Source organism: Pusillimonas sp. T2, assembly GCF_002236805.1.
In the GTDB taxonomy this organism is placed as follows: domain Bacteria; phylum Pseudomonadota; class Gammaproteobacteria; order Burkholderiales; family Burkholderiaceae_B; genus Neopusillimonas.
Window position 1 is genome coordinate 92,342 of record NZ_NIQA01000010.1, and the last position, 23,366, is coordinate 115,707.

A 23,366-nucleotide genomic window follows, 5' to 3' on the forward strand; every position below is an offset into this window, starting at 1 on the left:
GGATTCAAATTTTACTATTTGGGATCCAAAAAAAGCAAATAATTTTATTTTTAATGAAAAATAATGTTTTTTTGGATCCCGAATTGGATTCAATATGGCCCGTGAAACAGGATTGATGTGCTGTTAACGCATCAATGACGTGTGCATCCCTGTACCTAGCGTTTATCATCGCACTCATTCCGGCCGGTGATTAATCTTTGTGTATCTGCTTATGACTCAGCAAACTTCAGTAATCGTTCGTCTTCGGGAAATGATTTTGCACGGCGATATCAAGCCGGGCGAACGCATGCCGGAAGCCGAGCTGGCCACGCGGCTGGGGGTGTCTCGCACGCCCGTGCGTCAGGCGTTGCCAGCATTGGCCCAGGAAGGCTTGCTGGTGCCTGCCGGCAAGCGTGGCTATTCGGTCCGCGCCTTTACTGCCCAGCACAGTATCGAGGCCCTGCGCTTGCGCGCCGTACTTGAAGGGTTTGCCGCCCGCCAGGTGGCCGACAGGGGGGCATCGCCCGCTTTGTTGGCCGCTCTGAAGGCGTGTCTGGCCGAAGGCGATGCCATTTTTGCAAATCGTCAGCTTCAGGAAGACGATGAATTGCGCTATGCCGAAATGAATGCGCGGTTTCATGGCCTGATCATGCAGGCGGCCCAAATGCCGTTGCTTGAAAGTCTGACGGAGCGGTGCAATGTGGTGCCGTTTACTGCGCCGCTTAGCATCGCGTTTTCCAGCACCAGCAAAGAGCGGATGTTCGACTTTTTGTTTTACGCCCACCGGCAGCATCATTCAATAGTGCAAGCCATCGAAGCTCGCCAGGGTGACCGTGCCGAGTTCCTGTTTCGCGAACATGCTTACACGCAAGAGCAAAGCCAGACCCTGAATCCTGAGCTTGGCGCCGTGATGTCGGTTCGCTCCGACGCCGTCTAAGTAATCGGCAATCGTAGCCGCGGTGCGCAAGTTGCGGCCTAACTCCCTGTTGATATTGTTATGTTATAACATTGCAATTTTAAAGGGGAGCTTATGAAAAAAATCATCAAACCTGTGCCAACCAAGCTGAGGGCCATTTTGTTGGCCGGCATGTTCATTCCACCCGGACTGGTTTGTGCGCAAGCGCTGCAAACCGCGCCGGTGGCGGCTGACCCGGCGCCTGCGCGCACCTTGGCGCCGGTTGTGATCACGGCCAACCCGCTGCGCCCGGATGCCGACACTGCGGCCGTACCCGTCGAGATCATCGAAGGTCGTCATTTGCTGATGGCGGATCAGACCAGCTTGGGTGTGGCACTGGAAAGCTTGCCCGGGGTCCACGCCGATACGTTTGGTTCGGGTGCCAGTCGGCCGGTTATTCGTGGGCAAACCCTGCCGCGTGTGCAGGTATTGACCGATGGGGGGGCCGTTTTTGATGCGTCCGGAGTATCGCCGGACCACGCCGTCATGGCCGACCCCATGCTTTCCGAGCGGATCGAAGTCATACGCGGGCCCGGTGCGTTGCTGTACAGCGGCGGAGCCATTGGCGGGGTCGTCAACGTCATCGACGGCAAAGTACCGAGGGCCGTTCCGGAAAATGGCGTGGAAGGGCATGTTGATGTGCGTGGCGCGACAGGGCTGAATGAACGGGCTGGCGCATTTTCTGTCACCGGCGGGGATGGCCCAATCGCTGTGCACGTCGAGGGCATGAAGCGTCGTACCGGTGATTATCGTGTTCCGGACTGGAAGACCAACCGTCTGGCGGGCTCGGATCAGGATACGTCGGCCGGCAGCGTCGGCTTGTCGTGGATTCACGATCGCGGCTACACCGGGATTGCCGTCAGTCGCACGCGAAGCCGTTATGGCATCCCTGGACACAGTCATGGCTATGACGACTGCCATCCGCACGGCGATCATTTGCATTGTGGCGGCCATGGCGGTCATGACGATCATGACGACCATGACCATGACCATGGCCACGAGGAAGCAGAAGCACCGCCCCGCGTCGATCTCAAGTCGCAGCGCATTGACTTGCGAGGAGAGTATGCCCAGCCCTTCACCGGAATTGAGCGTATTAGCTGGCGTGCCGGGTTCGCCGATTACCGGCACGACGAGCTTGAGCACGACGAGGTTGCTGCCACGTACAAGAATCGTGGCCGCGACCTGAGGCTTGAGGTTGCACATGCGCCGATTGGTGGGTGGGAAGGGGTGGTGGCCGTCCAGGCCGGGCAGTCCGACTTTCGGACCTCAGGCGAAGAGCGCTTCATGCCGTCGGCCTTGACCCGAACGCAAGGGCTGGCGTTGCTTGAAGCCTATGAGACCGGCAATTGGCGTTTTGAGTTGGGGGCGCGATACGATCGTCAGCGGATTCGACCCGACAACACTGCCCCAGCTTACGGCGCGTCTGGCGCGTCGTTCTCGGCGGCTGCTACGTGGCAGTTTGCACCACAGTACGCGTTGTCGGTGTCGCTCACACGCGCCCAGCGCATGCCATCGGCACAAGAGCTGTACGCCGATGGGGTCCATTTGGCCAGCAACACCTACGAGCGCGGCGATACCAACCTCGATAAAGAAACGGCGCATGGGATTGACATTGGATTGCGCAAAACCGACGGCGACCTCACATTCAATGTAAACGTCTTTCACAATGAAGTCCGCGACTACATTTATGCCCGAACGCTCGATCGCTACGAAGACTTTCGTTTGATTCAATATACCCAGCGCGATGCGCGTTTTACCGGGCTTGAGGCCGGTATTGATTATCGCGTCAGTCATCGTTTGACTATGGGTGTGTTTGGTGATCTGGTGCATGGCCGTGTGCGCGGCGACGGTAACTTGCCGCGTATGCCGGGAGCGCGTCTGGGCTGGCGAGGCCAGGCGAACTGGGGGCCAGTTACAGCTGATGCGACGTTTTATCGGGTATTCAGCCAGCATCGTATTGGCGCGGGCGAGTCTGAGACACCGGGCTACAACATGCTGAATCTGGGTTTGTCGTACGATACGCGCTTGGGCCAGTCTGATCTGACCCTTTATGTGCGCGCACGAAACTTGCTGAATGTGCAGGCTTTCAATCACGCGTCGTATTTGGCGCAAGCCGCCCCGTTGCCGGGTCGCAGCATTATGGCGGGGGTGCGCCTTGATTACTAACTACCCTGTGCCATGTCGCCGCCGCGTCGTATCGCCCATCTCGATATGGATGCATTTTATGCATCTGTAGAACTGCTGCGTTACCCCGATCTGCGGGGTCAGCCCGTCGTGATCGGGGGGCGCAGTACGCCTGCGCCTCGAACGCTGGCCGACGGGCGCCGCGAGTACGGCAGATTGCGTCAGTATGCGGGTCGGGGCGTGGTGACAACGTCGACCTACGAGGCACGTGCACTGGGTGTGTTCTCGGCCATGGGGATGATGAAGGCGGCTCAGTTGGCCCCCGAAGCTATTTTGCTGCCTGCCGATTTCCAGGCCTATCGGCATTACTCTCGTCTGTTCAAGCAAGCTGTCGCTGAAATTGCGCCGCGTATCGAAGACCGTGGCATTGATGAAATTTATATCGATTTGACGGACGTGCCGGGCGAGGCTGCGCAGTTGGGCCGGCAATTGAAAACGGCGGTGTACGAGGCCACGGGCTTGAGCTGTTCTATTGCCATTTCGCCGAACAAATTGCTATCGAAAATCGGTTCTGAGCTGGACAAGCCCGACGGCCTGACGATTTTGACCCACGATGACCTTGACCGGCGTATCTGGCCATTACCCGTGTCGAAAATTAATGGCATTGGCCCCAAGGCCAACGAAAAGCTGGCGGGTCTGGGTATAGCAACGATTGCCCAGCTAGCCGGCGCAGACCCGGCCCTGCTGCAGGCGCACTTTGGCCTGACGTATGCGCGATGGCTGGTTGAGGTGGCGCATGGCCGCGACGATCGCCCGGTGGTGACCTTCAGCCGGCCAAAATCCATCAGCCGCGAAACCACATTTGATCGCGATTTGCATGTGGTACGCGACCGGGCAACCTTGTCTGAAGTGTTTCGTCGGCTCTGCGAGCAAGTCGCCAATGACCTGATGCGTAAACAGTGCCGCGGGCGCACCGTGGGCATCAAGTTGCGGTTCGACGATTTTCGCACTGTAACGCGAGATATCACCCTGCCGCACGATACGGCCGACCCGACTGAAATTCATGTCGCGGCTCGTCAATGCCTTCGTCGTGTCACGTTTGACGGGCGCTTGCGCTTGCTGGGCGTACGCATCAGCAGCCTGGTTGACGATTCGCCTGCGTCTTTGGCCGGCTCAGGCCCGGCGCGACAGCTGACGCTATACTGAAAAGGTTTGCTCCAGAAAATGGATCAGTGCAGCGCATGCCTGCCTGTGGCGGTTTTGCATTAAAAACCGTATGCCAGGTGTGGGAATTGAAATTGCTCTGTATACTGACAAAAGAGACATCAACACCCAATTGCCATGAAAAAAATACGCGAGCCCGCACAGCCCAAAAACCCGCTATCGCACAAAGAAGACCTGCCCGACGACATTACCCCCGAAGTCTTCAGCAGCCACGGACTGTGGTCGCGCCCGGGCTTTTTGGTGCGCCGATTAAACCAGATTCATTACGCCATGTTCTTCGAAGAGTGCACCGAAGGCAGTATTACGCCGGTGCAATACGGCATCCTGACGGTACTCTCGCAAAACCCCTGGCTGGATCAGACCACGATTGGTTACGAACTGGGGCTCGACCGCACCACCTCGGCCGATGTGATCAAGCGCCTCGAAGACAAAGGTTTGCTCGAGCGACGCGTCAACCCCCAAGACAAGCGCTCGCGTCAGGCCAATATTACGTCTGCAGGGCTCGAGCTGATGGTATCGCTGAAAGACAGCATGGCGCGCGCGCAGCAGCGCCTTATCGAGCCGTTGTCGCCTTCGAACCGCAAATTGTTTTTGTCTTTGCTGACCGAACTGGTCGAGGCCAATAACCAGTACGGGCGCGCCGCGCTTAAAGCCGTTTAACGTTCACCACGCGGGCTCTAAGGGTTTACGCCATGTTAACTTTGGCGTAATTGTCAGTATACTGACTAGAGGACTTTTAGAGGAGATCCGCTGTGAGCCGTATTCGTAAAATTGCGCTGGAAGAGCACTTTTCCGGGGTGGGCTTTGGAGACTATTCCAAAGCATTTGTAAGTTTGATTGATCCCCAGGTTGCCGCCGATCTGACCCGACGCCTGACGGATTTCGACGATGTTCGTTTAAAAGAAATGGACGCCGCCGGTATTGATTACGTGATCTTGTCGCAAACCGGCCCGGGTGTTCAGGTCGAGCAAGATGTGCAACTGGCGATCAAGCGCGCCAAAGAGAACAACGACTTTCTGGCCCAGCAAATTGCCCGTCACCCCACGCGGTTTGGCGGCTTTGCCCATTTGCCCATGCAAGACCCGCTCGCCGCCGCCAACGAACTTGAGCGCGCGGTCAACGAGCTGGGCATGAAAGGCTCGCTGGTCAATGGCCATACCAACGGCGTGTACTACGACGACCCGGCCTACGACGTGTTCTGGGAACGCATGCAGGCGCTGGATGTACCCATGTACTTGCACCCGTTCAACATGTTCGATTCGCCGCATATGTTCAGCCGCCACCCCGAACTGACCGGCGCAACCTGGGGTTGGGGCGTCGAGACGGGCACCCATGCACTGCGTTTGCTGTTTGGTGGCGTGTTCGACCGCTTCCCTAACCTTAAGCTGATTATCGGCCATATGGGCGAGGGCTTGCCGTTTTTGCGCTGGCGTTTCGATAGCCGCTTTGCCGTTTACCCGCAGGGCGTCACCCTTAAGCGCAAGCCGTCGGAATACTTCGGCTCCAATATCATTATCACGACCTCGGGCGTATGTTCGCACCCCGCCCTGATGGGTGCCATCGGTGAAATGGGGCCTGAAGGCGTGCTATTCTCGGTTGATTATCCCTACGAAGATACCGCCACGGCCGCGACGTTTATTGAAACCGCCCCGATGGATGAAAAAACGCGGGCGCTGGTTTGCCATGGCAATGCCGAGCGTCTGTTTAAACTGAACGGAGACAAATAAATGACGACCTTCCTGTATGGCGCCAATGTGCACGCCAACGGTATTCGTCAGCACTACTTGCGCTACGGCGGCACCGATGGTGCCCGTGCCCAGCGCGATGCTGTCATTATTGTGCCGGGTATTACCAGCCCGGCCATTACCTGGGGTTTTGTGGGCGAGCGTTTTGGCCGTCATTTCGACACCTACGTCCTTGACGTACGCGGCCGTGGTTTGTCCGAGGCCTCTGATACGCTCGATTACAGCCTTGATGCGCAAGCTGCAGACGTATTGGCGTTTGCCCAAGCGTTGGGCCTGAAGCGCTACAGTATTGTCGGGCATTCGATGGGCGGGCGTATTGGCGTGCGCGCCGCACGCACCAAGCCAGCTGGTCTAACGCGCCTGGTCATGGTCGACCCGCCTGTATCGGGCCCCGGACGTCGCGAATACCCTTCAAAACTGCCCTGGTATGTCGACTCTATGGCGCTGGCTCGCAAAGGCTGCGACCTTGAAGCCATGCGTGCCTTCTGCCCCACCTGGACAGACGAGCAGTTGCGTTTGCGCGCCGAATGGCTGCATACCTGCGACGAGCGCGCCATTATTAGCAGCTTCAATGCATTTCATACCGATGACGTTCACGTCGATATGCCGGCCGTTGACGTGCCCTGCATGCTCATGGTTGCCGAGCGCGGCGACGTGATTCGTGAAGACGACATTGCCGAGATCAAGACACTCATCGCCGATGTTCAGGTGACGCATGTGCGTGATGCCGGTCATATGATTCCCTGGGATAACGAAGAGGGCTTTTATCAGGCCTTCGGCGATTTCCTGGGTGCGTCTTTAACTTAACGCGCTACTTGCGCATCGCATCATCCAGGAGCTCAACATGCCTGTCAGTGATTATCAGCTTATTTCGGCGTGGCAGCAGGTGCTGAAGCTGTCCAACCTCGAAGCCGGCCAGACCGTTACCATTCTGACCAGTTCGGCCACCAATCGGCAAACGCTGTTGGCGGCTACCGTTGCCTCGCAGTCGATGGGCGCGGTGGTTAACCGTTTAGATTTGCCGCCGGTCAACGCCGAAAAGGCCCTCAGCCGCGACCCGCTGGCGTACTTGGGGACAACGCCCCTTACCGGCAACAAAGCGGCCATTGCCGCACTCAAAGAAAGCGACCTTGTCCTCGACTTGATGACCTTGCTGTTTTCGCCCGAACAAATCGACATCTTGAAGGGCGGCACTAAAATTTTGCTGGCCGTCGAGCCGCCCGAAATTCTGGTCCGCACGGTGCCCACCGAAGCCGATCGTACCCGCGTTAAAGCGGCAGCGGCCCGCATTGCCGCCGCGCGCGAAATGACGGTTGTTTCCGAAGCCGGGACCGATCTGCGTTGCCCCCTGGGTGAGTTCCACCCCATCAGCGAGTACGGCTTTGTCGACGAACCCGGCCGTTGGGATCACTGGCCGAGCGGTTTTGCGTTGACCTTCCCCAATGAAGGGCAAGCGAGTGGTCGTATCGTGATCGACAAGGGCGACATTTTGCTGCCGCAAAAAATGTATTGCAGCAGCCAGATTGTGCTGACCGTTGAAAACGGTTATGCCACAAAGATCGAAGGCGGCATTGACGCTGATCTGCTTAACGAGTACATGGCGTCGTTCAACGACCCCGAGGGCTATGCCATTTCGCACATTGGCTGGGGCTTGCAGCCGCGCTGCCACTGGTCAACCCTGGGTCTGTACGATCGCGAGCAAACCATTGGTATGGACGCCCGTGCATTCGAAGGTAACTTCCTGTTCTCTTTGGGGCCCAACAACGAAGCCGGCGGCAAGCGTACAACGGCCTGCCATATCGATATCCCGCTGCGTCATTGCACGGTAAGGCTCGATGGCGAAGACATGGTTCGCAATGGCAAGGTGCTTGACGGGGGCGTCAAATGAGCCAGTCTGACGCGCAAACCTATGCCAAACAGGGGTTTGGCAACAGTTTCGAACTGAAAGCGCCGGTGGGCCTGCTGATCATTGACTTCGTCAATGGCTTTGCCGACCCAGCCGTGTTTGGCGGCGGCAATATCAAAGAGGCCATCAACAATACGGTGCCTTTGCTTGCCGAGGCGCGCAAGCGCGGTTGGTCGGTAGCGCACAGCCGTATCGTGTTTGCTGACGATGGTGCCGACCACAATATTTTTACGTTAAAAGTGCCCAGCATGCTTGGCCTTAAAGAGCACGATCACAACAGTGCCATCGTGCCTGAACTAACGCCGGTTGACGGTGAGTTGGTGGTGCGCAAAACGGTGCCTTCGGCGTTTTTTGGCACGTCGTTGGCTGCTTGGCTGGCCATGCGCGGGGTGCAAACCCTGGTGGTGGCGGGCGCCGTTACCAGCGGTTGTGTGCGGGCTAGCGTCGTCGATGCAATGCAGTGGGGTTTTCGTCCGTTGGTGTTGTCCGATTGCGTGGGCGACCGCGCGTTGGCGCCTCATGAGGCCAATTTGTTCGACATGAAGCAGAAGTACGCCGCAGTCATGACTCGCGACGAAGCTTTAGCGGCTTTATCGGCTTGACGCGTTTGCCCCCGGCGTAGGTGGCCGGGGTATGTTTAGAAAAAAAGGGAGGCATTTAAAAATGCCTCCCTTTTTTTTACGATCTGCAGCGTTATTTTGCCAGCGACGTCCGGTCGTGCATCATGACGCTCGGGTGTGACGGGTACCTATGCCCGCCGCACCCGTCTGCAGGTTAAACCGGGTACACCAGATCGGTGGCCAGAATTTCCGTGTCGTGAATGACCTGGCGCTCTTTAAGTAGAAGGCGGTCGCCGTCGCGTACGAAACGATCATAGTACTTGCCGGCCAGATGCACGGTCGAGGGGCCTTCGATCAGAGTTTGCACCAGAAGGAAGTTGGCCTCGGCTTCGATGACGCCGTTTGCCTCGTCGACGATCCGGATGTTGGACACCAGGTGCAGTGTGTGGCGCGGTGCAAACATCTGGGTGCGACCGATGGCAACAGCACGGTCGTGCATCATGTTGCGGCCTTCGGCGTACACCAGGCCCACCACCAGGCCCAGGTCTGCGTTCTCGCGCGAGGTAATGCGGTATAGGCCGTCTTCAGTAAAGAAGTTGGGCCAGAGTTCGACATTGTTAGTGTCGAGCACGGCGCAGTACTCGTTATGAAACGCTTCGACCTCGGCGCGCAGTTGCTGGGCCCGCGCTGCGTCGATGCGTGCAGGTTGAAACGAATAATCAGTCTTCATGGTCGAAAGCATCTTACAACTCCATTACGCCGCGATAGTATTGGTACATGGCACGGATGGCCGCTTCGGAAATCAGGGTGTTCGACGTTCCGATGGTGCCGGTGTCGAGTTTGATGATGTTCACGTCGGTGCTGGAGCGGCGCACGCCTTCTTGCACAAAACGCATGGCTTCGTTGTCTTCCAGGCCTAAAAAGCCAGACGGGCCCATCAGGTTGCCCTGGCGTAAACGATGGCGCAGCATTTCTTCGGTATCGTCTTCGTAGCCAAACATGGTCCACTGCATGATCATGCTGTTCGGGCCGTTGGGGATAATCTGACGCACGCCCAAGGTATTCATCTCGCGCTGAACCACCAGGTTGGGCCAGATGGTGGTCATGGTGACCGACCAGGGCGAGTTGAACTCTTTAACGAAGTCCAGGAAGCGTTCGTCGCGCAGACGCAACTCGTCGCTGAACGAGCGCATTTCTTTCTTGGTCTCTTCGCTGACGCTGGCGTAGATTTCGTCTTTCTTTGCTGAACCCATAATGCCGTGGCGCCCGTGTTTGCTGTCGGCAAACATCATGGACTTGTTGCCGGCAACCAGCAGCCCGAACACCACCAGGAAGGAGTGCAGCAGCGTGGCGTGATAGGGGTCTTTCAGGTTCTCGTGGTACATCTTCCAGTTGCAGGGCAGCTCGTTACGGTAGTAGCCCAGCAATTTAAGTTTTTTACCTGGGAACACCACCTTGAAATCTTCAAGAATTTCGGGTGTCAGGTACTCTTCGATGGGTTCGACCTTGTCGGAATACGATGCGAAGATCACGCCATTGAGTGCTGTAACGTTAAGTTTGCGCAGGCCGTGGTCCTCGTTGCGAAAATCGCGAGGCATACCGCCTTCTTTGTTAACGCCGCGCTTGAACGGAACGCCTTGCAAGTCGCCCTTAAGGGTGTACGACCACTGGTGGTAGGGGCAGACGAACTCTTTGGCATTACCCTGGCTTGAACGGCAAAACTCTGCGCCACGGTGCGCGCAGCGGTTTTCGAATACGCTGACGGTGCCGTCTTCGGCGCGGGCAACCACCACAGGAATGGCGCCGACGTATGAGCGCTTGTAATCGCCCGCATTGGGGATTTCGCACTCAAGTGCAACGTAGTTCCAGGTGTCGCCCTGGAAAATTCTTTCCATTTCGCGGTCGTAAACGGCCTGGCTGGTGTAAACCCAGTCGGGGATGGCGTCCAGGCCTTGTTCGGGCCAGACGCACTGATCGAGTGCCGGGTCTTTTGACGCCACGGTTTGCCCGATGACGGTTTGTGACTGATACATGAAGATCTCCTTGGAAATCGGGGCTAAGCCGGTGACACCGACGTGGCTTGGGCCAAGACTTGTTTGGCAAAAGCACGTACGGTGACCAAAGTGTCGGTAAATTGGGAAGGGTCGATGGCCAGGCGCGATTCGAAAACTGGTCGCAGGGCGCGCAGGTCGCCACCGGCATTCACGGCAATCGCGTGTACCGGAATGTTGTCGAGCAAGCCGACCATAATGAATTTTGCCGGCGTGGCGCCCCCCGAGGTGTCGCCCCGGGTGACATAGCGCAGACCTGCTTGCGGTAAACCCAGCATCTGGATATTGTGGCCAAACTGGTCAGTCCAGAACCAAGGGTAGGCCGCAGGCTCGGCGGTTTCGCCCAGCATCGCTGCTGCGGCAATGCGCGCCTGTTCGTTGGCGTTTTGCCAGGACTCCAGACGCATGCCGGCGCCCGAGGCGTCCCGAATCTGGCTGGTGCAGTCGCCGGCGGCAAAGATATCGCCATGGCTGGTGCGGCATTGTGAATCAACGACAATACCGCCATTTTGGGTATCGACGCTCAGGCTGGCGTCGCGCGCAAGCGCGGTGTTTGCGGTCAGGCCAACAGCCACGACTACCAGGTCGGCCGAAAGCACGGTACCGTTATTGAGTGTGAGCTGCCAGGCGCCCTGCGAAGCCGCGGGAGCGACGACCTCGCGGGCCGCCTGCCCTAAATGCAGCGTCGCGCCGGCCCGGGCGGCTTGTGCCTCGAGCCAACCAGAAAATTCGGGTGGAACCACTCGCGCCAGGGCGCGCGGGGCGTATTCGATAACCGATGCTGTCAGCCCTTTGCCCAGCGCTGTCGATGCAATTTCAAGCCCTAAAAACCCGGCGCCGATAATGACGACATGCTTGCCGGGCTGCATGGCGGCACGCAGGTGCCGTGCGTCGTCGAGTGTGCGCAAATAGAAAACATTGGGCGCTGTTTCCGGGAAGTCGGGCAGGGTGCGCGCCAGACCACCGGTTGCCAGCAGACATTTGTCGAAACCGACGGTGCTACCGTCAGACAGGGCGGCGACTTTACCGTTAGTGTCCAGGTGCGTCACGCTCAGGCCGAGTTTCAGGTCGACCTGACTTTCTTCGTAGAACCCGGCGGGCTTCACGCTGATGGCCGGTTCAGTATCGGGCGAGGCGGCGACCAGCAGATCTTTGGAGAGCGGCGGGCGCTCGTAGGGCGGGTGGGCTTCGTCGCCCACCAAACTGATGCGACCGCTATAACCGTGGCCGCGCAGGGCGGCAACGGCAACGGCTGCCGCCTGCCCCGCGCCGACAATCAGAATAGATGATGGTGAGCTCATGCGTTGGCCTTGCCGGTTCAGAAGCGCACGAAAATTTCGTTGCCTTCAGTTTTGACTTCGTAGACTTTCATGTCTTCGGTAGCCGGTGCACACATGGCTTTGCCCGTACGCAGGTCGAATTTGGCCTGGTGCAAGGGGCATTCAATACAGCCGTCTTCCAGAAAGCCGTCGGACAGCAGTGCGTACTGATGCGTACAGATATTGTCCGAAACAAAGAATTCGCCTTCGGTGTGATGCACGGCCAATTGATGACCATTGACGTCGACAGCCAGGGACTCGTCTTCGGCGACTTGATCGACGGTAGCGATTTTTATCCAGTTCATAGTGTTTTCTTTGATTTTAGTGGCAATATAGTCAGTATGCTGTATATTTATTCTTGCCTATATAGGGGTTTACACCAAGTAATTAGGGATTGCCCGAAAATGGCATGAATAAAGGCTTTCTCGGTGTTTACCCTCGTTGACACCTTTGCAGATTGATCAGCATACTAACAAATAACCTGCTCTGGTGCGCCAATTTTTAACCGTATTCGGCGTCTCGCATTCAGTCATCGGGTGGGTTGGCGAACTTTACGTTTTGTCCCCTTTTCGGCCCATGCGGGCCACAGCAGTTGTCTGTTCTATTCATAACAAATCACAAGGAGCTGTACATGCAACGACGTCGCTTTCTAACACAGGCAGTCGCCGCGACCGGCGCAGGTTTGGCCGCTGTCGGGATGCCCGCAGTCGCTCAAGGGACGCCCAGCGTGCGCTGGCGTATGTCGACCGGCTGGCCCAAAAGTCTTGACGCGATTTACGGTTCGGCCGAAGATCTGTGCCGTCGCGTCAGCCAATTGACGCAAGGCAAATTTGAAATTCGCGCGTTTCCGGGCGGCGAAATTGTGCCTTACGCACAAAACATGGAAGCGGTCAGCAACGGGACCGTCGAATGTAACCACGTGTTGGCTACGGCGCACATTGGTACCAATACCGCCATCGCTTTCGACACCGGTATGTCGTTTGGCCTGAACGCCCGTCAGCACAACGCCTGGCTGAACTACGGCGGCGGTATGGATTTGTTGCGCGGCATGTACAAGCAATACGGCATTACCAACTTTGTGACCGGTAACGTCGGTGTACAAATGGGTGGCTGGTACCGCCGTGAAATCAAGTCCCTGAAAGACATCGAAGGCCTGAAAATGCGTGTGGGCGGCATTGGCGGCATGGTGCTGAGCAAGCTTGGCGCCATTCCACAGCAGATTCCCCCCAGCGATATCTACCCTTCGCTTGAAAAGGGCACCATCGACGCGGCTGAATGGATCGGCCCCTACGATGATGAAAAACTCGGCCTGAACAAAGTGGCACCTTACTACTACTCGCCAGGTTGGTGGGAAGGCAGTGCGTCGATTACCAGCATGGTCAACACCAAGGCCTGGGAAGCGCTTCCACCCGAGTACAAGGCTGCGTTCGAGGCGGCGGCGGCCGAGCAAACGGTTCGCATGCTGGCCAAGTACGACGCCCTGAACCCCGGCGCGTTGCGCTCGCTTATCGCCAACGGCGCCAAGCTCAGCTTCTTCCCGAAAGACGTTATGGACGCAGCGTACAAGGCGTCGCAAGAGCTGTGGACAGAGCTGTCTGCCAAGAACCCTGACTTCGCCAAAATCTATCCCCAGTGGAAGAAGTTCCAGGAATCGGAAGCCAGCTGGTTCCGCGTCACTGAAAACGCGCTCGATAACTTTACGTTCAACGAAGTACTGAAGAAATCGTAATCCGGTCTCTTCAAAAGGCGCGCCCGGTTAGCGGGCGCGCCTTGTGGTACCCCGAATTAAGCAGGCAACAGATGCATTACAGGCAGGTTCAGGCATGACAGACTCACATCACTCAACATTCACCGCAAAGCCGCAGGGCGTTGGCGCGCGAATTCCTCGTAAAGAAGACGCGCGTCACCTGCATGGCAAGGGCAACTTCATTGGCAACATGAGCATGCCGGGTCTCAGCGAGGTCGCTTTCTTGCGCAGTCCGCTGGCGCACGCGCGTATCACTGGGGTCAAAGTGTCGCCCGAGGCCGAGGGCCATGTGTTTCTGCGGTCGTCCATGCCCGACGCCAAAGATATTGTTGCCAACTCGACGTTACCGACTTACCAGGCCTCTGGGCAGCCGCCATTGGCGCACGATAAAGTGCGTTTTGTGGGCGAGCCCGTCGCGATGACGTTCGCGCCAACGCGTGCCGAAGCCGAAGACCTGGCGGAGCTGGTTGACGTAGATTATGACGAGCTGCCGGTTTATGTTGATATTGAAAGCGCCGAAGCAGCCACTGAAAATTTTGTACACGATCACTGGAAAGACAATGTGTTCGTGACGTTGAATGCCAATACCAATTTTGATGAACTGTCGGCAAAGGCCGAGGTCGTCGTCAAGCGTGATATCGACCTTTCCCGCCAGTGCATGCTGCCGATGGAGGGCATCGCGGTATTGGCCTACTGGGATAACCAGGTCAACCAGTTGGTGATTTACACCGCGACTCAGGTGCCACACCTGATCCGTACCGGTTTGTCCGAATTCCTCGACCTGCCTCAAGAGCAAATCCGGGTTATTTCGCCCGACGTGGGTGGCGGGTTTGGATACAAATGTATTTTGCAGCAAGAAGAGCTGTGTGTTGCCTGGCTGGCCAAAACTTACAAGCGTCCGTTTCGTTACCTCGAAGACCGCCGCGAGCACTTGATTGCGGGTGCCAATACGCGCGAACATCATTACGAAATGACGGCGTACGCCGATAAACAGGGCAAATTGCTTGCGCTCGATGCCAAAGTCACCATCAATGGCGGCGCGTATTCGGTCTGGCCGTTTACCGTAGGCCTGGAAACAGGCCAGGCTTTGGGTAACCTGCCTGGGCCTTACGCGTTTCGCGGTTACCGTTGCCAGACACGTTGCGTGGCGACCAACAAACCGGGCTTTCTGCCGTATCGTGGTGTAGCGCGTACAGGCGTGTGCTTTGCTATCGAGCTATTGCTCGACGCCGTGGCGCGTGAAGTGGGCCGCGAAGCTTGGGAAGTGCGTCTGGACAACCTGGTGCAGGCCGAGCAAATGCCTTATGTCAACGTGACCAACAAGCATCTGGACAGTGGCGACTACCCGGCCAGCCTACGACGCGCACTGGAAATGATTGATGTCAACGCCGTGCGTGAACGCCAGCAGCGCGGCGAACCCGATGGTCGTCTGATTGGTCTGGGCGTAGCTACTTACACCGAGCAATCCGCGCACGGTACGTCGGTTTTTGCCGCCTGGGGCACGCCTGTAATTCCAGGTTTTGATCAGGCTGCAGTCAAGTTGACGCCCGACGGCGGCGCCGAGTTGCGTGTGGGCGTTCACTCGCATGGTCAGGGCATGGAAACCACCTTCGCCCAGATTGCCAACGAGATTTTGGGAATCGACGTCAATCGTATTCGTCTTGTGCACGGCGACACCGGGCAGACTCCGTATTCATCCGGTACCTACGCGTCGCGGTCCTTGGTCATGTCAGGCGGTGCCGTGTCAACGGCATGCAAGCAGTTGGTGCCGCGCATCAAAAAAATCGGCGCTCATTTGTTAGGGGCATCGGTCGACGATGTGGTGCTTGAAGACGGCTGCGTAAAAGCAGGCGATCGTCAGGTGCCCATGTCGCAAATTTGTAATGCGTGGTACGTCAACCCCCAGCATTTGCCGCCCGATGTCGACCCTGCCGGTCTGGAAATCAGTGTGGGTTATCGCCCCAAAGTAGATACCGGCAGTTTCACTTATTGCAGTCAGGCCGCTGTTGTCGCTGTAGATCCGAACACTGGTGCCATCGAAATTCTGGATTATGTCGTGGTCGAAGACTGTGGCCGCATGATTAATCCCCTGGTGGTTGAAGGGCAGACCATTGGCGGTATTGCGCAGGGCATTGGCACCGCGTTGTACGAAGAAATGCCCTACGACGATCAAGGTCAGCCCTTGGCGTCAACGCTGGCTGACTACATCATGCCTGGCGCCACCGAAGTACCCAATATCCGTATCGACCATTTCGAAACCCTGTCGCCGCACACCGAGTTCGGTGCAAAGGGTATGGGCGAAGGCGGGGCCATTGCACCGCCCGCCGTTATTTTTGGCGCCGTCAACGACGCCTTGAAGGATTACGGCGTCGAATTTACCCGCACACCGCTGTCGCCGCATCGCGTGCTCGATGCGCTGGCCGATGCGGGCCGCTCAACCGAATCACGTCCCAACGCAACAACAGGGGCTACCGTATGAAAGCTGCAAAATTTGAATATCAACGTGCCGTAACGGCCAAAGAAGCACTCGCTGTCTTAAAAAACACCGATGGGTCGGTCAAAGCCATGGGCGGCAGCCAGTCGCTGGGCCCCATGCTGAATCTGCGTCTGGCGCGTCCGGCCAAGGTCATTGACGTTTCCGGCGTCGATGAGTGGCGACAGGTCGCTGCCGAGGGTCTCAAGATTCGTATCGGGGCGGCTGTCACACATACCGACATCGAAGACGGTGTGTTCCCCGAACTGCGTGGCCATATGCTGCAAGAAGTGGCCGGCCGCATTGCTTACCGTGCCGTGCGTAACCGCGGCACCATAGGCGGCAGCATTGCGCACGCCGACCCGGCGGCCGACTGGGTGCTGGCTACCAGCGCCCAGTCGGCCGAGCTCGAATTGTCGTCTGCCGCCGGTACGCGACGCGTGCGCATGCCCGAGTTCATGCTGGGTGCTTATGCCGTCGATCTGCAACCCGAAGAATTGATCACGGCCGTCATTGTGCCCGCGCGTACGGCCCAAACCCGTTGGGGTTACTACAAGTTTTGCCGTAAAACGGGCGAGTTTGCCGAAGCCAGCTGTGCGGCGTATTTCGAGCCGTCTACCCAAACTGCCCGCATTGTGGTGGGGGCGCTTGGGGGCGCACCGCAGTTATTGGCCGAATTGTCTGCCCAAGTGGCTAAAGGCGGCCTTGCCGCAGCTGACGAGCAGGCCATCGGGCAGGCTCTCGCCGCCGTCGCACCCGAAAAAACCGCCGCCGACCGACGGTTGTACATCACGGTCATCCAGCGTTGCCTGCAACAGGCATTGGGTGAGTAAAGGAAAGTAGCTATGTCCGAGTTGAATATTGAAGTTAATGGTCGCCGTTTCACGCGCGATGTTGTTGATCGCACGCATTTGGGCGATTTTTTGCGCGAAGACTTGCGCCTGACCGGTACCAATTTAAGTTGTGAGCACGGGGTCTGCGGGGCATGTACCGTGCTGGTCGATGGTAAGCCTGTGCGTTCGTGCATTACGTTTGCCAGCGCCTGCGAGGGGCGCCAGGTCACCACCATCGAAGGTTACGACAATGACCCCGTCATGCTTCGCCTGCGCGAAGCCTTCAATACCCACCACGCGTTGCAATGTGGTTTTTGTACGCCGGGGATGTTGACGACGTCACGTGACATTATCTTGCGCTTGCCCGATGCTGACGAAGCGCGTGTGCGAATCGAGTTGTCGGGCAATATTTGCCGTTGCACCGGCTATCAGGGTATTACGGCCGCCGTTATGTCGGTGCTCGAAGCGCTGCGTATGCAGCCCGATCCTGCTGTCGAGGCGTTGCGTGAAGCCGCCATGCAAGGCAAGGCCGCCTTGCCGCCCGCTGCCGATGCGCCCAAGCCGTTTACCGGCTTTGACGCGGCAGTGCCGTCGACCAGCACCAAAGCGCCAGCGGCGCCTGCCGCGACGCCTTCGGCGTCTACCGGTGCGTCTGCTCCCGCCGCAGCAGGCAAGGGTACAAATATCCAGGGCGGTTTCGAGGTCCCGTTTTCTGCGGATCAGGTGTGGGCTTTTATGGCCGATTTGCGTGCGGTGGCCGGCTGCCTGCCGGGCGCAGTCATCGAGTCGCAGGAAGGCGACGAGGTCAAGGGGAAAATTGCCATCAAGTTCGGGCCGATGGCTGCAGCCTTCAATGGTGCGGCAACGCTCGAGCGTGACGATGCTGCCAAGTCTGCGGTGCTGCGCGGCTCGGGGCAAGACTCGCTTAGCCAGTCTCGCGCTAAAGGCGATGTCAGCTATCGGGTCACGTCGTTGTCCGCCGACAAAGCGCGTGTCGACGTTGATCTGCTTTATTCCCTGCAAGGGCCGCTGGCGCAATTTTCTCGGTCGGGTCTGGTGCAGGACTTTGTTAAACGCATGATTGCCGACTTTGGCCGCAACGTGGCATTGCGCATGGCGCAACCCGCCGGTTCGACCGAGCCCCTGCCGCAGGCTGAGTTCAGCCCGTTCAAGATGTTCATGAGCGTGCTTTGGGCCCGCCTGAAGCGGATGCTTGGCGGTCAATAAAGGCGCACCGTTCCAGATTTTCTTTTCCACCAAAACCACAAGAGGTTTGCCATGAAGAAATTGCTGACGAAGTCCTGGGCGCGCGTACTGACCGGTACCGTGGCCTGTCTGGTTGCCGGCACGGCCGCGGCACAGTCATTAACGCCTTTAAAAGTACGGCTTGATTGGACGCCCTGGGGCATACATGGCGCGTTTCATTTAGCCATGCAAAAGGGCTGGTACAAAGATGCGGGCCTGGACATCAACTTCGAAGATGGCAATGGGTCGGTGACCACGGTTCAGATCGTGGGATCGAGCGACAATTTTGATGTGGGTCATGCGGCTTTGGCACCTATGATCATTGCGCGCGACAAGGGGTTGCCCGTCAAGGCAGTGGCCCCGTTTGCGCGTCGTAATGACATTGGCGTGCTGGTGCCCAAAGACTCTAATATCAAAGGGCCGGCTGATCTGAAAGGTAAAAAACTGGTGTACACGGCGGGCTCGCTTGAGGCCCCGTTTGTAGATGCGTTTTTGGCGGCTGGGGGCGTAAAGCGCACCGACCTTGAATTGCTTAATGTTGAAGCGGCAGCCAAGGCTACAACATACGCTGTTGGTCGGGCCGATGCCGTCGTATCGACCATCCCGTTCATCATTGCATCGGTTTCAAAGACCCGGCCTTCAGTGGCCATTCCTTTTGCCGATTATGGTCTGAATATCCCCAGCTTTGGCATTTTTGCTAACGAAGGCAAATTGGCTAGCCACGGCGAGGCCATTTCGAAGTTTGCTAGTGTGACCGCCCGTACCTGGGAATACATTTGGGCGGGCAACGAAGATGAAGCCGTCAAAGCGATTATTGCCGCGCGCCCCCAAGCCCGTCTGGATGCCGAGTCGCTTCGTGGGCAGCTTGATGCTTTGAAGCCTTATTTCGGCAAGCCCGTCGAGGGCTACCGCATGGGGATGCCGATACCCGCCGAATGGGATGATGCAGTCAAGACCATGACCAAGCTTGAGTTGATCAAGGGCGGCTTGCCAGCCACTGACTTTTACGTCACCGGTATGGTCAAGCCCGAGGCTTATGACGGGATGATTGGCAAATGAGTGTACCGGCTGTTAGCGCAAGGCGTGTTCAAAAACAGTATCCAGGTGCCCGAGGCGTATTGGCTCTGGATGGAATCAACATTGATATCCCTGAGGGGCAGTTTGTCAGCATTCTGGGCCCCAGCGGCTGTGGCAAAAGTACATTCTTGCGCTGTGTGGCCGGGCTCGAAAACATCACTTCGGGCGACCTCGAAGTTGGCGGTCGCCCGGTATCGGGCCCGCCCGACGGCATCGGTATGGTGTTTCAGCGCGACGCCCTGCTTGAATGGCGCACGATTCGAAAGAACTTGTTGTTGCCTGTTGAGTTTGCAAAGAAGCCTGTAGCCAATTACCAGGCCAAAGTCGATCATCTGCTTGACCTGACCGGGTTGCGCGATTTTGAGCAAAGCTATCCGCGTGAGCTGTCGGGGGGTATGCGTCAGCGTGCGGCAATTTGCCGTGCGCTGGTCGATGACCCTTCGCTGTTGCTGATGGATGAGCCTTTTGGTGCGCTGGATGCATTTACGCGTGACCAGATGAACTTTGAGTTGCAGCGTATCTGGATGGAGACCCGCAATACGGTGTTGTTCGTGACGCACGGGATTTCCGAGGCGGTATTTTTGGGTGACATCGTCATGGTGTTGTCGCCGCGCCCCGGCCGGTTGGTTGAAATCATAGAGGTTGATTTGCCGCGCCCTCGGCCGCTGTCGGTGCGAGAAACGCCAGAGTTCGGCAAGTATGTCTCTCATATCCGTGGCCTGTTCGACAACATGGACACAGGGTCAGAAAAGAGGAAAGCCTGATGACAATGAATCATTTGAAAACGGGTGCTGCCGGTACGTTCTCGCTGGTCGTGGTGTTGCTGGTCTGGGAGTTTGTGTGCCGGGTATTCGAGATTCGCTCGATCATGTTGCCTCTTCCGTCGGCAATTTTGACCGAGTTGAGCAACGAAGCCTCGTGGTATGTAGAGCAAAGTCTGTACACCCTGTTTATTACGTTGGGTGGTTTCGTGCTGGCCGTAGTGGGGGGTGTGCTGATCGCAGTGGCACTGGTCAGCTCACGTATTTTCGAGCGGTTTCTGTATCCGCTGATTATCGGTTTTAACAGCGTACCCAAGGTAGCGCTGGCGCCGCTGTTTGTGGTCTGGATGGGCACTGGTGCCGAGCCCAAGGTGGCGATTGCGTTCCTGATAGCGGTGTTCGCCATTATCGTCGATACGGTTCATGGGTTGCGGTCGGTGCCGTCCGACATTACCGATTTAGGCAAGGTACTGAAGGGGTCGGCTTGGGACTTCTTCTTTAAGGTCAAGCTGCCTTGTGCGCTGCCTTCGGTGGTGGCGGGCATGAAGGTCGCCATGTCGCTGGCGCTGGTCGGCGCCATTGTCGGCGAGTTTGTCTCGTCGCAAAAAGGGTTGGGTTACGTGATCATGAGTGCGCAGGGCACATTCGATACGGTTCGGGTGTTTGCGGCGCTGTTCATTCTTGGGGTCATGGGTGTTGTGCTTTACGGTGCGCTGGCCTGGATCGAGCGCCACGCAACGCCTTGGCGTCAAGGACACGAAGAATAAATTGTTGGTCTGGTGGTTTCAAAGGAGCTGTTATGGGTGGTTTGCTGGCGTTGTCCCGGTTGATCGATGCGATCAATGTCAGGGTGGGCAAAGCGGTGTCGTGGGTAATTTTGGTGGTTGTGGTGGTCAGTTCGTTTAACGCTGCGTTTCGCAAGGCTTTCGACATGAGCTCGAATGCCTGGCTGGAAGTGCAGTGGTACATGTTTGGCATGATTTTTTTGCTGGCTGCCGGTTATACGTTTTTGCGTAACGGGCACGTGCGTGTCGATATCTTGTCGTCGCGCTTGTCCGAGCGTGGACAGATCGTGATCGACATCATCGGCATCCTGGCGTTCTTCTTGCCGGCGTGCATGTTTATTCTCTGGCTTTCTGTGCCTATGGCCATCGAGTCTTACGTGCATCACGAAGTGTCATCCAATGCGGGTGGTCTGGTGCGCTGGCCGGTCAAGGCGCTTATTCCGCTGGGGTTTATTTTGTTGTCTCTGGCTGGGGTGTCGCACCTGATCAAGTGTGCCGGGTTTTTGATGGGCAAGTGCCCTAATCCCACGCATCCCGAAGGTCACAAAACGTCTGAAGAGTTGTTGGCCGAAGAAATTGCCAACGCTGCATCATCCAAATAAAAAGATAAGGTGGTTTGATCATGGAGTTCTTAATTGCCAACATGGCCCCGGTCATGTTTGCCTCGTTAATCCTGTTTTTGCTGATGGGGTTTCCGGTGGCCTTCACCCTGGCGGGGCACGGCTTGATGTTTGGCCTGCTGGGCGTAGAGCTGGGTTTCTTTCAGCCGGCATTGTTTCAGGCGCTGCCTCAGCGTATTTTCGGCATTATTGCCAACGACACGTTGTTGGCAATTCCGTTCTTTACCTTTATGGGGTTGATTCTTGAGCGTTCTGGCATGGCCGAGGACCTGCTTGAAACGATTGGTCAGTTGTTCGGACCATTGCGTGGCGGTTTGGCTATTGCCGTGGTGGTTGTCGGTGCTCTGCTGGGCGCCACCACCGGCGTCGTGTCGGCGTCGGTGATCTCCATGGGCTTGATATCCCTGCCCATTATGTTGCGCTACGGGTACGATCGCCGGTTGGCTTCAGGCGTGATCGCTGCGTCGGGTACGTTGTCGCAAATTATCCCGCCGTCTATCGTCCTTATCGTGCTGGCCGACCAGTTGGGCCGCTCAATTGGCGACATGTATCGTGGCGCCATGGTGCCGGCCATGATGACTGTAGGTTTTTACATTGCCTATATCTTGTTGCTCGCGCTGTTCCGGCCACGCAATGCGCCGGCCATTCCCGAAGAGGGCCGTACCTTTATCGAACCTAACGGCAGTCACGGCATTCCGTCGTTGCTGGTGTTGTTGGCGGTGGCTGTCGGTGCGTCGTGGTTGTTGTCGCCCATGATCTTGTCAGCCGATGCACCCATTGATGAAACCGTTGTTGTGGGTACGCTGGTAGGCGGCGTGGTGGCGTTTGCTCTGGCCGTGCTTAACAAGGTTTTCGGGTTTGGCTTGCTGTCGCAAATTGCCGAACGGGTCACGTTTGTCATGATTCCGCCCCTTGCCCTGATCTTCTTGGTGCTGGGTACTATTTTCCTGGGTATAGCCACACCTACCGAAGGGGGCGCTATGGGCGCGGTCGGTGCCATTATCATGGCATTGGCCCGTAAGCGGTTGTCGTGGTCGTTGCTCAAGCAGGCTATGGACACGACCACTAAACTGGCGTCGTTCGTGATCTTTATTTTGGTGGGCTCCACCGTGTTCGGCCTGACCTTCCGCGGTGTCGACGGCGACTTGTGGGTTGAGCATTTGCTGGTGGGCTTGCCCGGCGGCGAAACCGGCTTCTTGATCATCGTCAGCATCTTCGTGTTCGTCATGGCATTCTTCCTGGACTTCTTCGAGCTGGCTTTCATTATTGTGCCGTTGCTGGGCCCGGTCGCCGACAAAATGGGCATTGACCTGATCTGGTTTGGGGTGTTGCTGGCGCTGAATATGCAAACCTCATTTATGCATCCCCCGTTTGGTTTTGCCCTGTTTTATTTGCGGTCGGTAGCACCTAAAGAAGACTACAAAGACAAACTGACGGGTCGAACTATTGCCAAGGTCACGACGGGCCAGATTTACTGGGGCTCCATCCCGTTCATCTGCATCCAGCTGCTGATGGTCGCGTTGGTGATNTGCATCCAGCTGCTGATGGTCGCGTTGGTGATGATGTTCCCGGCAACCGTCATGCACTACAAAGATGGTGCGTCCAAGGTTGATCCCAATACGGTCAAGATTGAGGTTCAGGCTGACTACGGCAGCAGCAGTGTCTTTGGCGGTGACAGTTCGGGGCCGATATTTAAATAATCTGGATGTGTGCCCGGGGCTACCGCCGGGCCTAGGTTTGCACTATTTTTCTACCGTCGTTATCGTCGTGTTGCCGGGTGGTGAAAGCCACCCGGTTTTTCTTTGGGCAAGCGATTGTGCGTTGCGGCGCCCAGCGCGGCCGGGCCGTCGGCGGCGGCGATTCGACCTCGCGTGTTCGCCAAAGCGGCTGCGTCCGCTTGCTTTTCCCACTGCGTTAAAATCCACGTTTTGCAGCATGTGCTGTTTTGCCCTTTATTTTTTG

Annotated in this window: 21 protein-coding genes; 17 read left to right on the top strand and 4 right to left on the bottom strand. The window is 57.2% G+C overall.

Going from position 1 to position 23,366, the window contains the following annotated elements:
* Positions 1-211 precede the first annotated feature (211 nt).
* From PuT2_RS13835 to PuT2_RS13870, 8 genes are all read left to right on the top strand, one after another.
* A complete protein-coding gene (locus PuT2_RS13835) occupies positions 212-916 on the top strand; it encodes a GntR family transcriptional regulator (RefSeq protein ID WP_093971582.1) in 705 nt (234 codons plus the stop codon).
* Between the two features lie 93 nt (positions 917-1,009).
* Positions 1,010-3,100 carry a TonB-dependent receptor domain-containing protein gene (locus tag PuT2_RS13840; protein ID WP_143516186.1) on the top strand — a complete coding sequence of 697 codons (2,091 nt, stop codon included), beginning with the start codon at positions 1,010-1,012 and terminating at the stop codon, positions 3,098-3,100.
* Between the two features lie 12 nt (positions 3,101-3,112).
* Positions 3,113-4,264, top strand: coding sequence for a DNA polymerase IV (dinB, locus tag PuT2_RS13845; protein ID WP_093971583.1), 1,152 nt, complete (start codon positions 3,113-3,115; stop codon positions 4,262-4,264).
* A 135-nt stretch (positions 4,265-4,399) separates the two neighbouring features.
* On the top strand, positions 4,400-4,942 hold the full coding sequence (locus PuT2_RS13850) for a MarR family winged helix-turn-helix transcriptional regulator (protein ID WP_093971584.1): 543 nt from the start codon (positions 4,400-4,402) through the stop codon (positions 4,940-4,942).
* A 92-nt stretch (positions 4,943-5,034) separates the two neighbouring features.
* Positions 5,035-6,009 (top strand): amidohydrolase family protein, encoded by a 975-nt coding sequence (locus PuT2_RS13855; RefSeq protein WP_093971585.1) that lies wholly within the window; start codon positions 5,035-5,037, stop codon positions 6,007-6,009.
* Positions 6,010-6,834: an alpha/beta fold hydrolase gene (locus PuT2_RS13860; protein ID WP_093971586.1), complete on the top strand. Its 825-nt coding sequence runs from the start codon at positions 6,010-6,012 to the stop codon at positions 6,832-6,834. It begins immediately after the preceding gene.
* Between the two features lie 37 nt (positions 6,835-6,871).
* Positions 6,872-7,915, top strand: coding sequence for a 2,5-dihydroxypyridine 5,6-dioxygenase (locus PuT2_RS13865; RefSeq protein ID WP_093971587.1), 1,044 nt, complete (start codon positions 6,872-6,874; stop codon positions 7,913-7,915).
* Positions 7,912-8,535, top strand: coding sequence for an N-carbamoylsarcosine amidohydrolase (locus tag PuT2_RS13870; RefSeq protein ID WP_093971588.1), 624 nt, complete (start codon positions 7,912-7,914; stop codon positions 8,533-8,535). Before PuT2_RS13865 ends, PuT2_RS13870 begins: the two co-directional genes overlap by 4 nt.
* Positions 8,536-8,707: 172 nt before the next feature.
* On the opposite strand, the gene PuT2_RS13875 is transcribed toward PuT2_RS13870, so the two are convergent.
* Genes PuT2_RS13875 through PuT2_RS13890 form a run of 4 tightly spaced genes read right to left on the bottom strand, consistent with a single transcriptional unit; the run spans position 8,708 to position 12,168 of the window.
* The gene (locus PuT2_RS13875; protein ID WP_093971608.1) at positions 8,708-9,223 is read right to left on the bottom strand and encodes a nuclear transport factor 2 family protein; all 516 of its coding nucleotides are present in this window, start codon (positions 9,221-9,223) and stop codon (positions 8,708-8,710) included.
* A 13-nt stretch (positions 9,224-9,236) separates the two neighbouring features.
* Positions 9,237-10,526, bottom strand: coding sequence for an aromatic ring-hydroxylating dioxygenase subunit alpha (locus PuT2_RS13880; RefSeq protein ID WP_093971589.1), 1,290 nt, complete (start codon positions 10,524-10,526; stop codon positions 9,237-9,239).
* A gap of 23 nt (positions 10,527-10,549) precedes the next feature.
* Complete coding sequence (locus PuT2_RS13885; protein WP_093971590.1) at positions 10,550-11,845, bottom strand: NAD(P)/FAD-dependent oxidoreductase; 1,296 nt, start codon at positions 11,843-11,845, stop codon at positions 10,550-10,552.
* Positions 11,846-11,862: 17 nt separating this feature from the next.
* Entirely contained in the window at positions 11,863-12,168 is a 306-nt protein-coding gene (locus PuT2_RS13890) for a non-heme iron oxygenase ferredoxin subunit (RefSeq protein WP_093971591.1), read from the bottom strand.
* 326 nt (positions 12,169-12,494) lie between these two features.
* On the opposite strand from PuT2_RS13890, the gene PuT2_RS13895 reads away from it, so the two are divergent.
* The 9 genes from PuT2_RS13895 to PuT2_RS13935 all read left to right on the top strand — a co-directional run bounded on the left by PuT2_RS13895 (position 12,495) and on the right by PuT2_RS13935 (position 23,104).
* Positions 12,495-13,592 carry a TRAP transporter substrate-binding protein gene (locus PuT2_RS13895; RefSeq protein ID WP_093971592.1) on the top strand — a complete coding sequence of 366 codons (1,098 nt, stop codon included), beginning with the start codon at positions 12,495-12,497 and terminating at the stop codon, positions 13,590-13,592.
* Between the two features lie 94 nt (positions 13,593-13,686).
* Positions 13,687-16,089, top strand: coding sequence for a xanthine dehydrogenase family protein molybdopterin-binding subunit (locus PuT2_RS13900; protein WP_093971593.1), 2,403 nt, complete (start codon positions 13,687-13,689; stop codon positions 16,087-16,089).
* Positions 16,086-16,916 (top strand): xanthine dehydrogenase family protein subunit M, encoded by an 831-nt coding sequence (locus tag PuT2_RS13905; protein WP_093971594.1) that lies wholly within the window; start codon positions 16,086-16,088, stop codon positions 16,914-16,916. The genes PuT2_RS13900 and PuT2_RS13905 overlap by 4 nt, the downstream gene beginning before the upstream one ends.
* A gap of 12 nt (positions 16,917-16,928) precedes the next feature.
* The gene (locus PuT2_RS13910) at positions 16,929-18,143 is read left to right on the top strand and encodes a 2Fe-2S iron-sulfur cluster-binding protein (protein ID WP_093971595.1); all 1,215 of its coding nucleotides are present in this window, start codon (positions 16,929-16,931) and stop codon (positions 18,141-18,143) included.
* Positions 18,144-18,194: 51 nt separating this feature from the next.
* On the top strand, positions 18,195-19,220 hold the full coding sequence (locus PuT2_RS13915; protein WP_093971596.1) for an ABC transporter substrate-binding protein: 1,026 nt from the start codon (positions 18,195-18,197) through the stop codon (positions 19,218-19,220).
* The gene (locus PuT2_RS13920; RefSeq protein ID WP_093971597.1) at positions 19,217-20,002 is read left to right on the top strand and encodes an ABC transporter ATP-binding protein; all 786 of its coding nucleotides are present in this window, start codon (positions 19,217-19,219) and stop codon (positions 20,000-20,002) included. Before PuT2_RS13915 ends, PuT2_RS13920 begins: the two co-directional genes overlap by 4 nt.
* 5 nt (positions 20,003-20,007) lie before the next feature.
* The gene (locus PuT2_RS13925; protein ID WP_093971609.1) at positions 20,008-20,766 is read left to right on the top strand and encodes an ABC transporter permease; all 759 of its coding nucleotides are present in this window, start codon (positions 20,008-20,010) and stop codon (positions 20,764-20,766) included.
* Between the two features lie 32 nt (positions 20,767-20,798).
* Positions 20,799-21,386: a TRAP transporter small permease subunit gene (locus PuT2_RS13930; protein ID WP_093971598.1), complete on the top strand. Its 588-nt coding sequence runs from the start codon at positions 20,799-20,801 to the stop codon at positions 21,384-21,386.
* 20 nt (positions 21,387-21,406) lie between these two features.
* Entirely contained in the window at positions 21,407-23,104 is a 1,698-nt protein-coding gene (locus PuT2_RS13935; RefSeq protein ID WP_093971599.1) for a TRAP transporter large permease subunit, read from the top strand.
* Positions 23,105-23,366 lie beyond the last annotated feature (262 nt).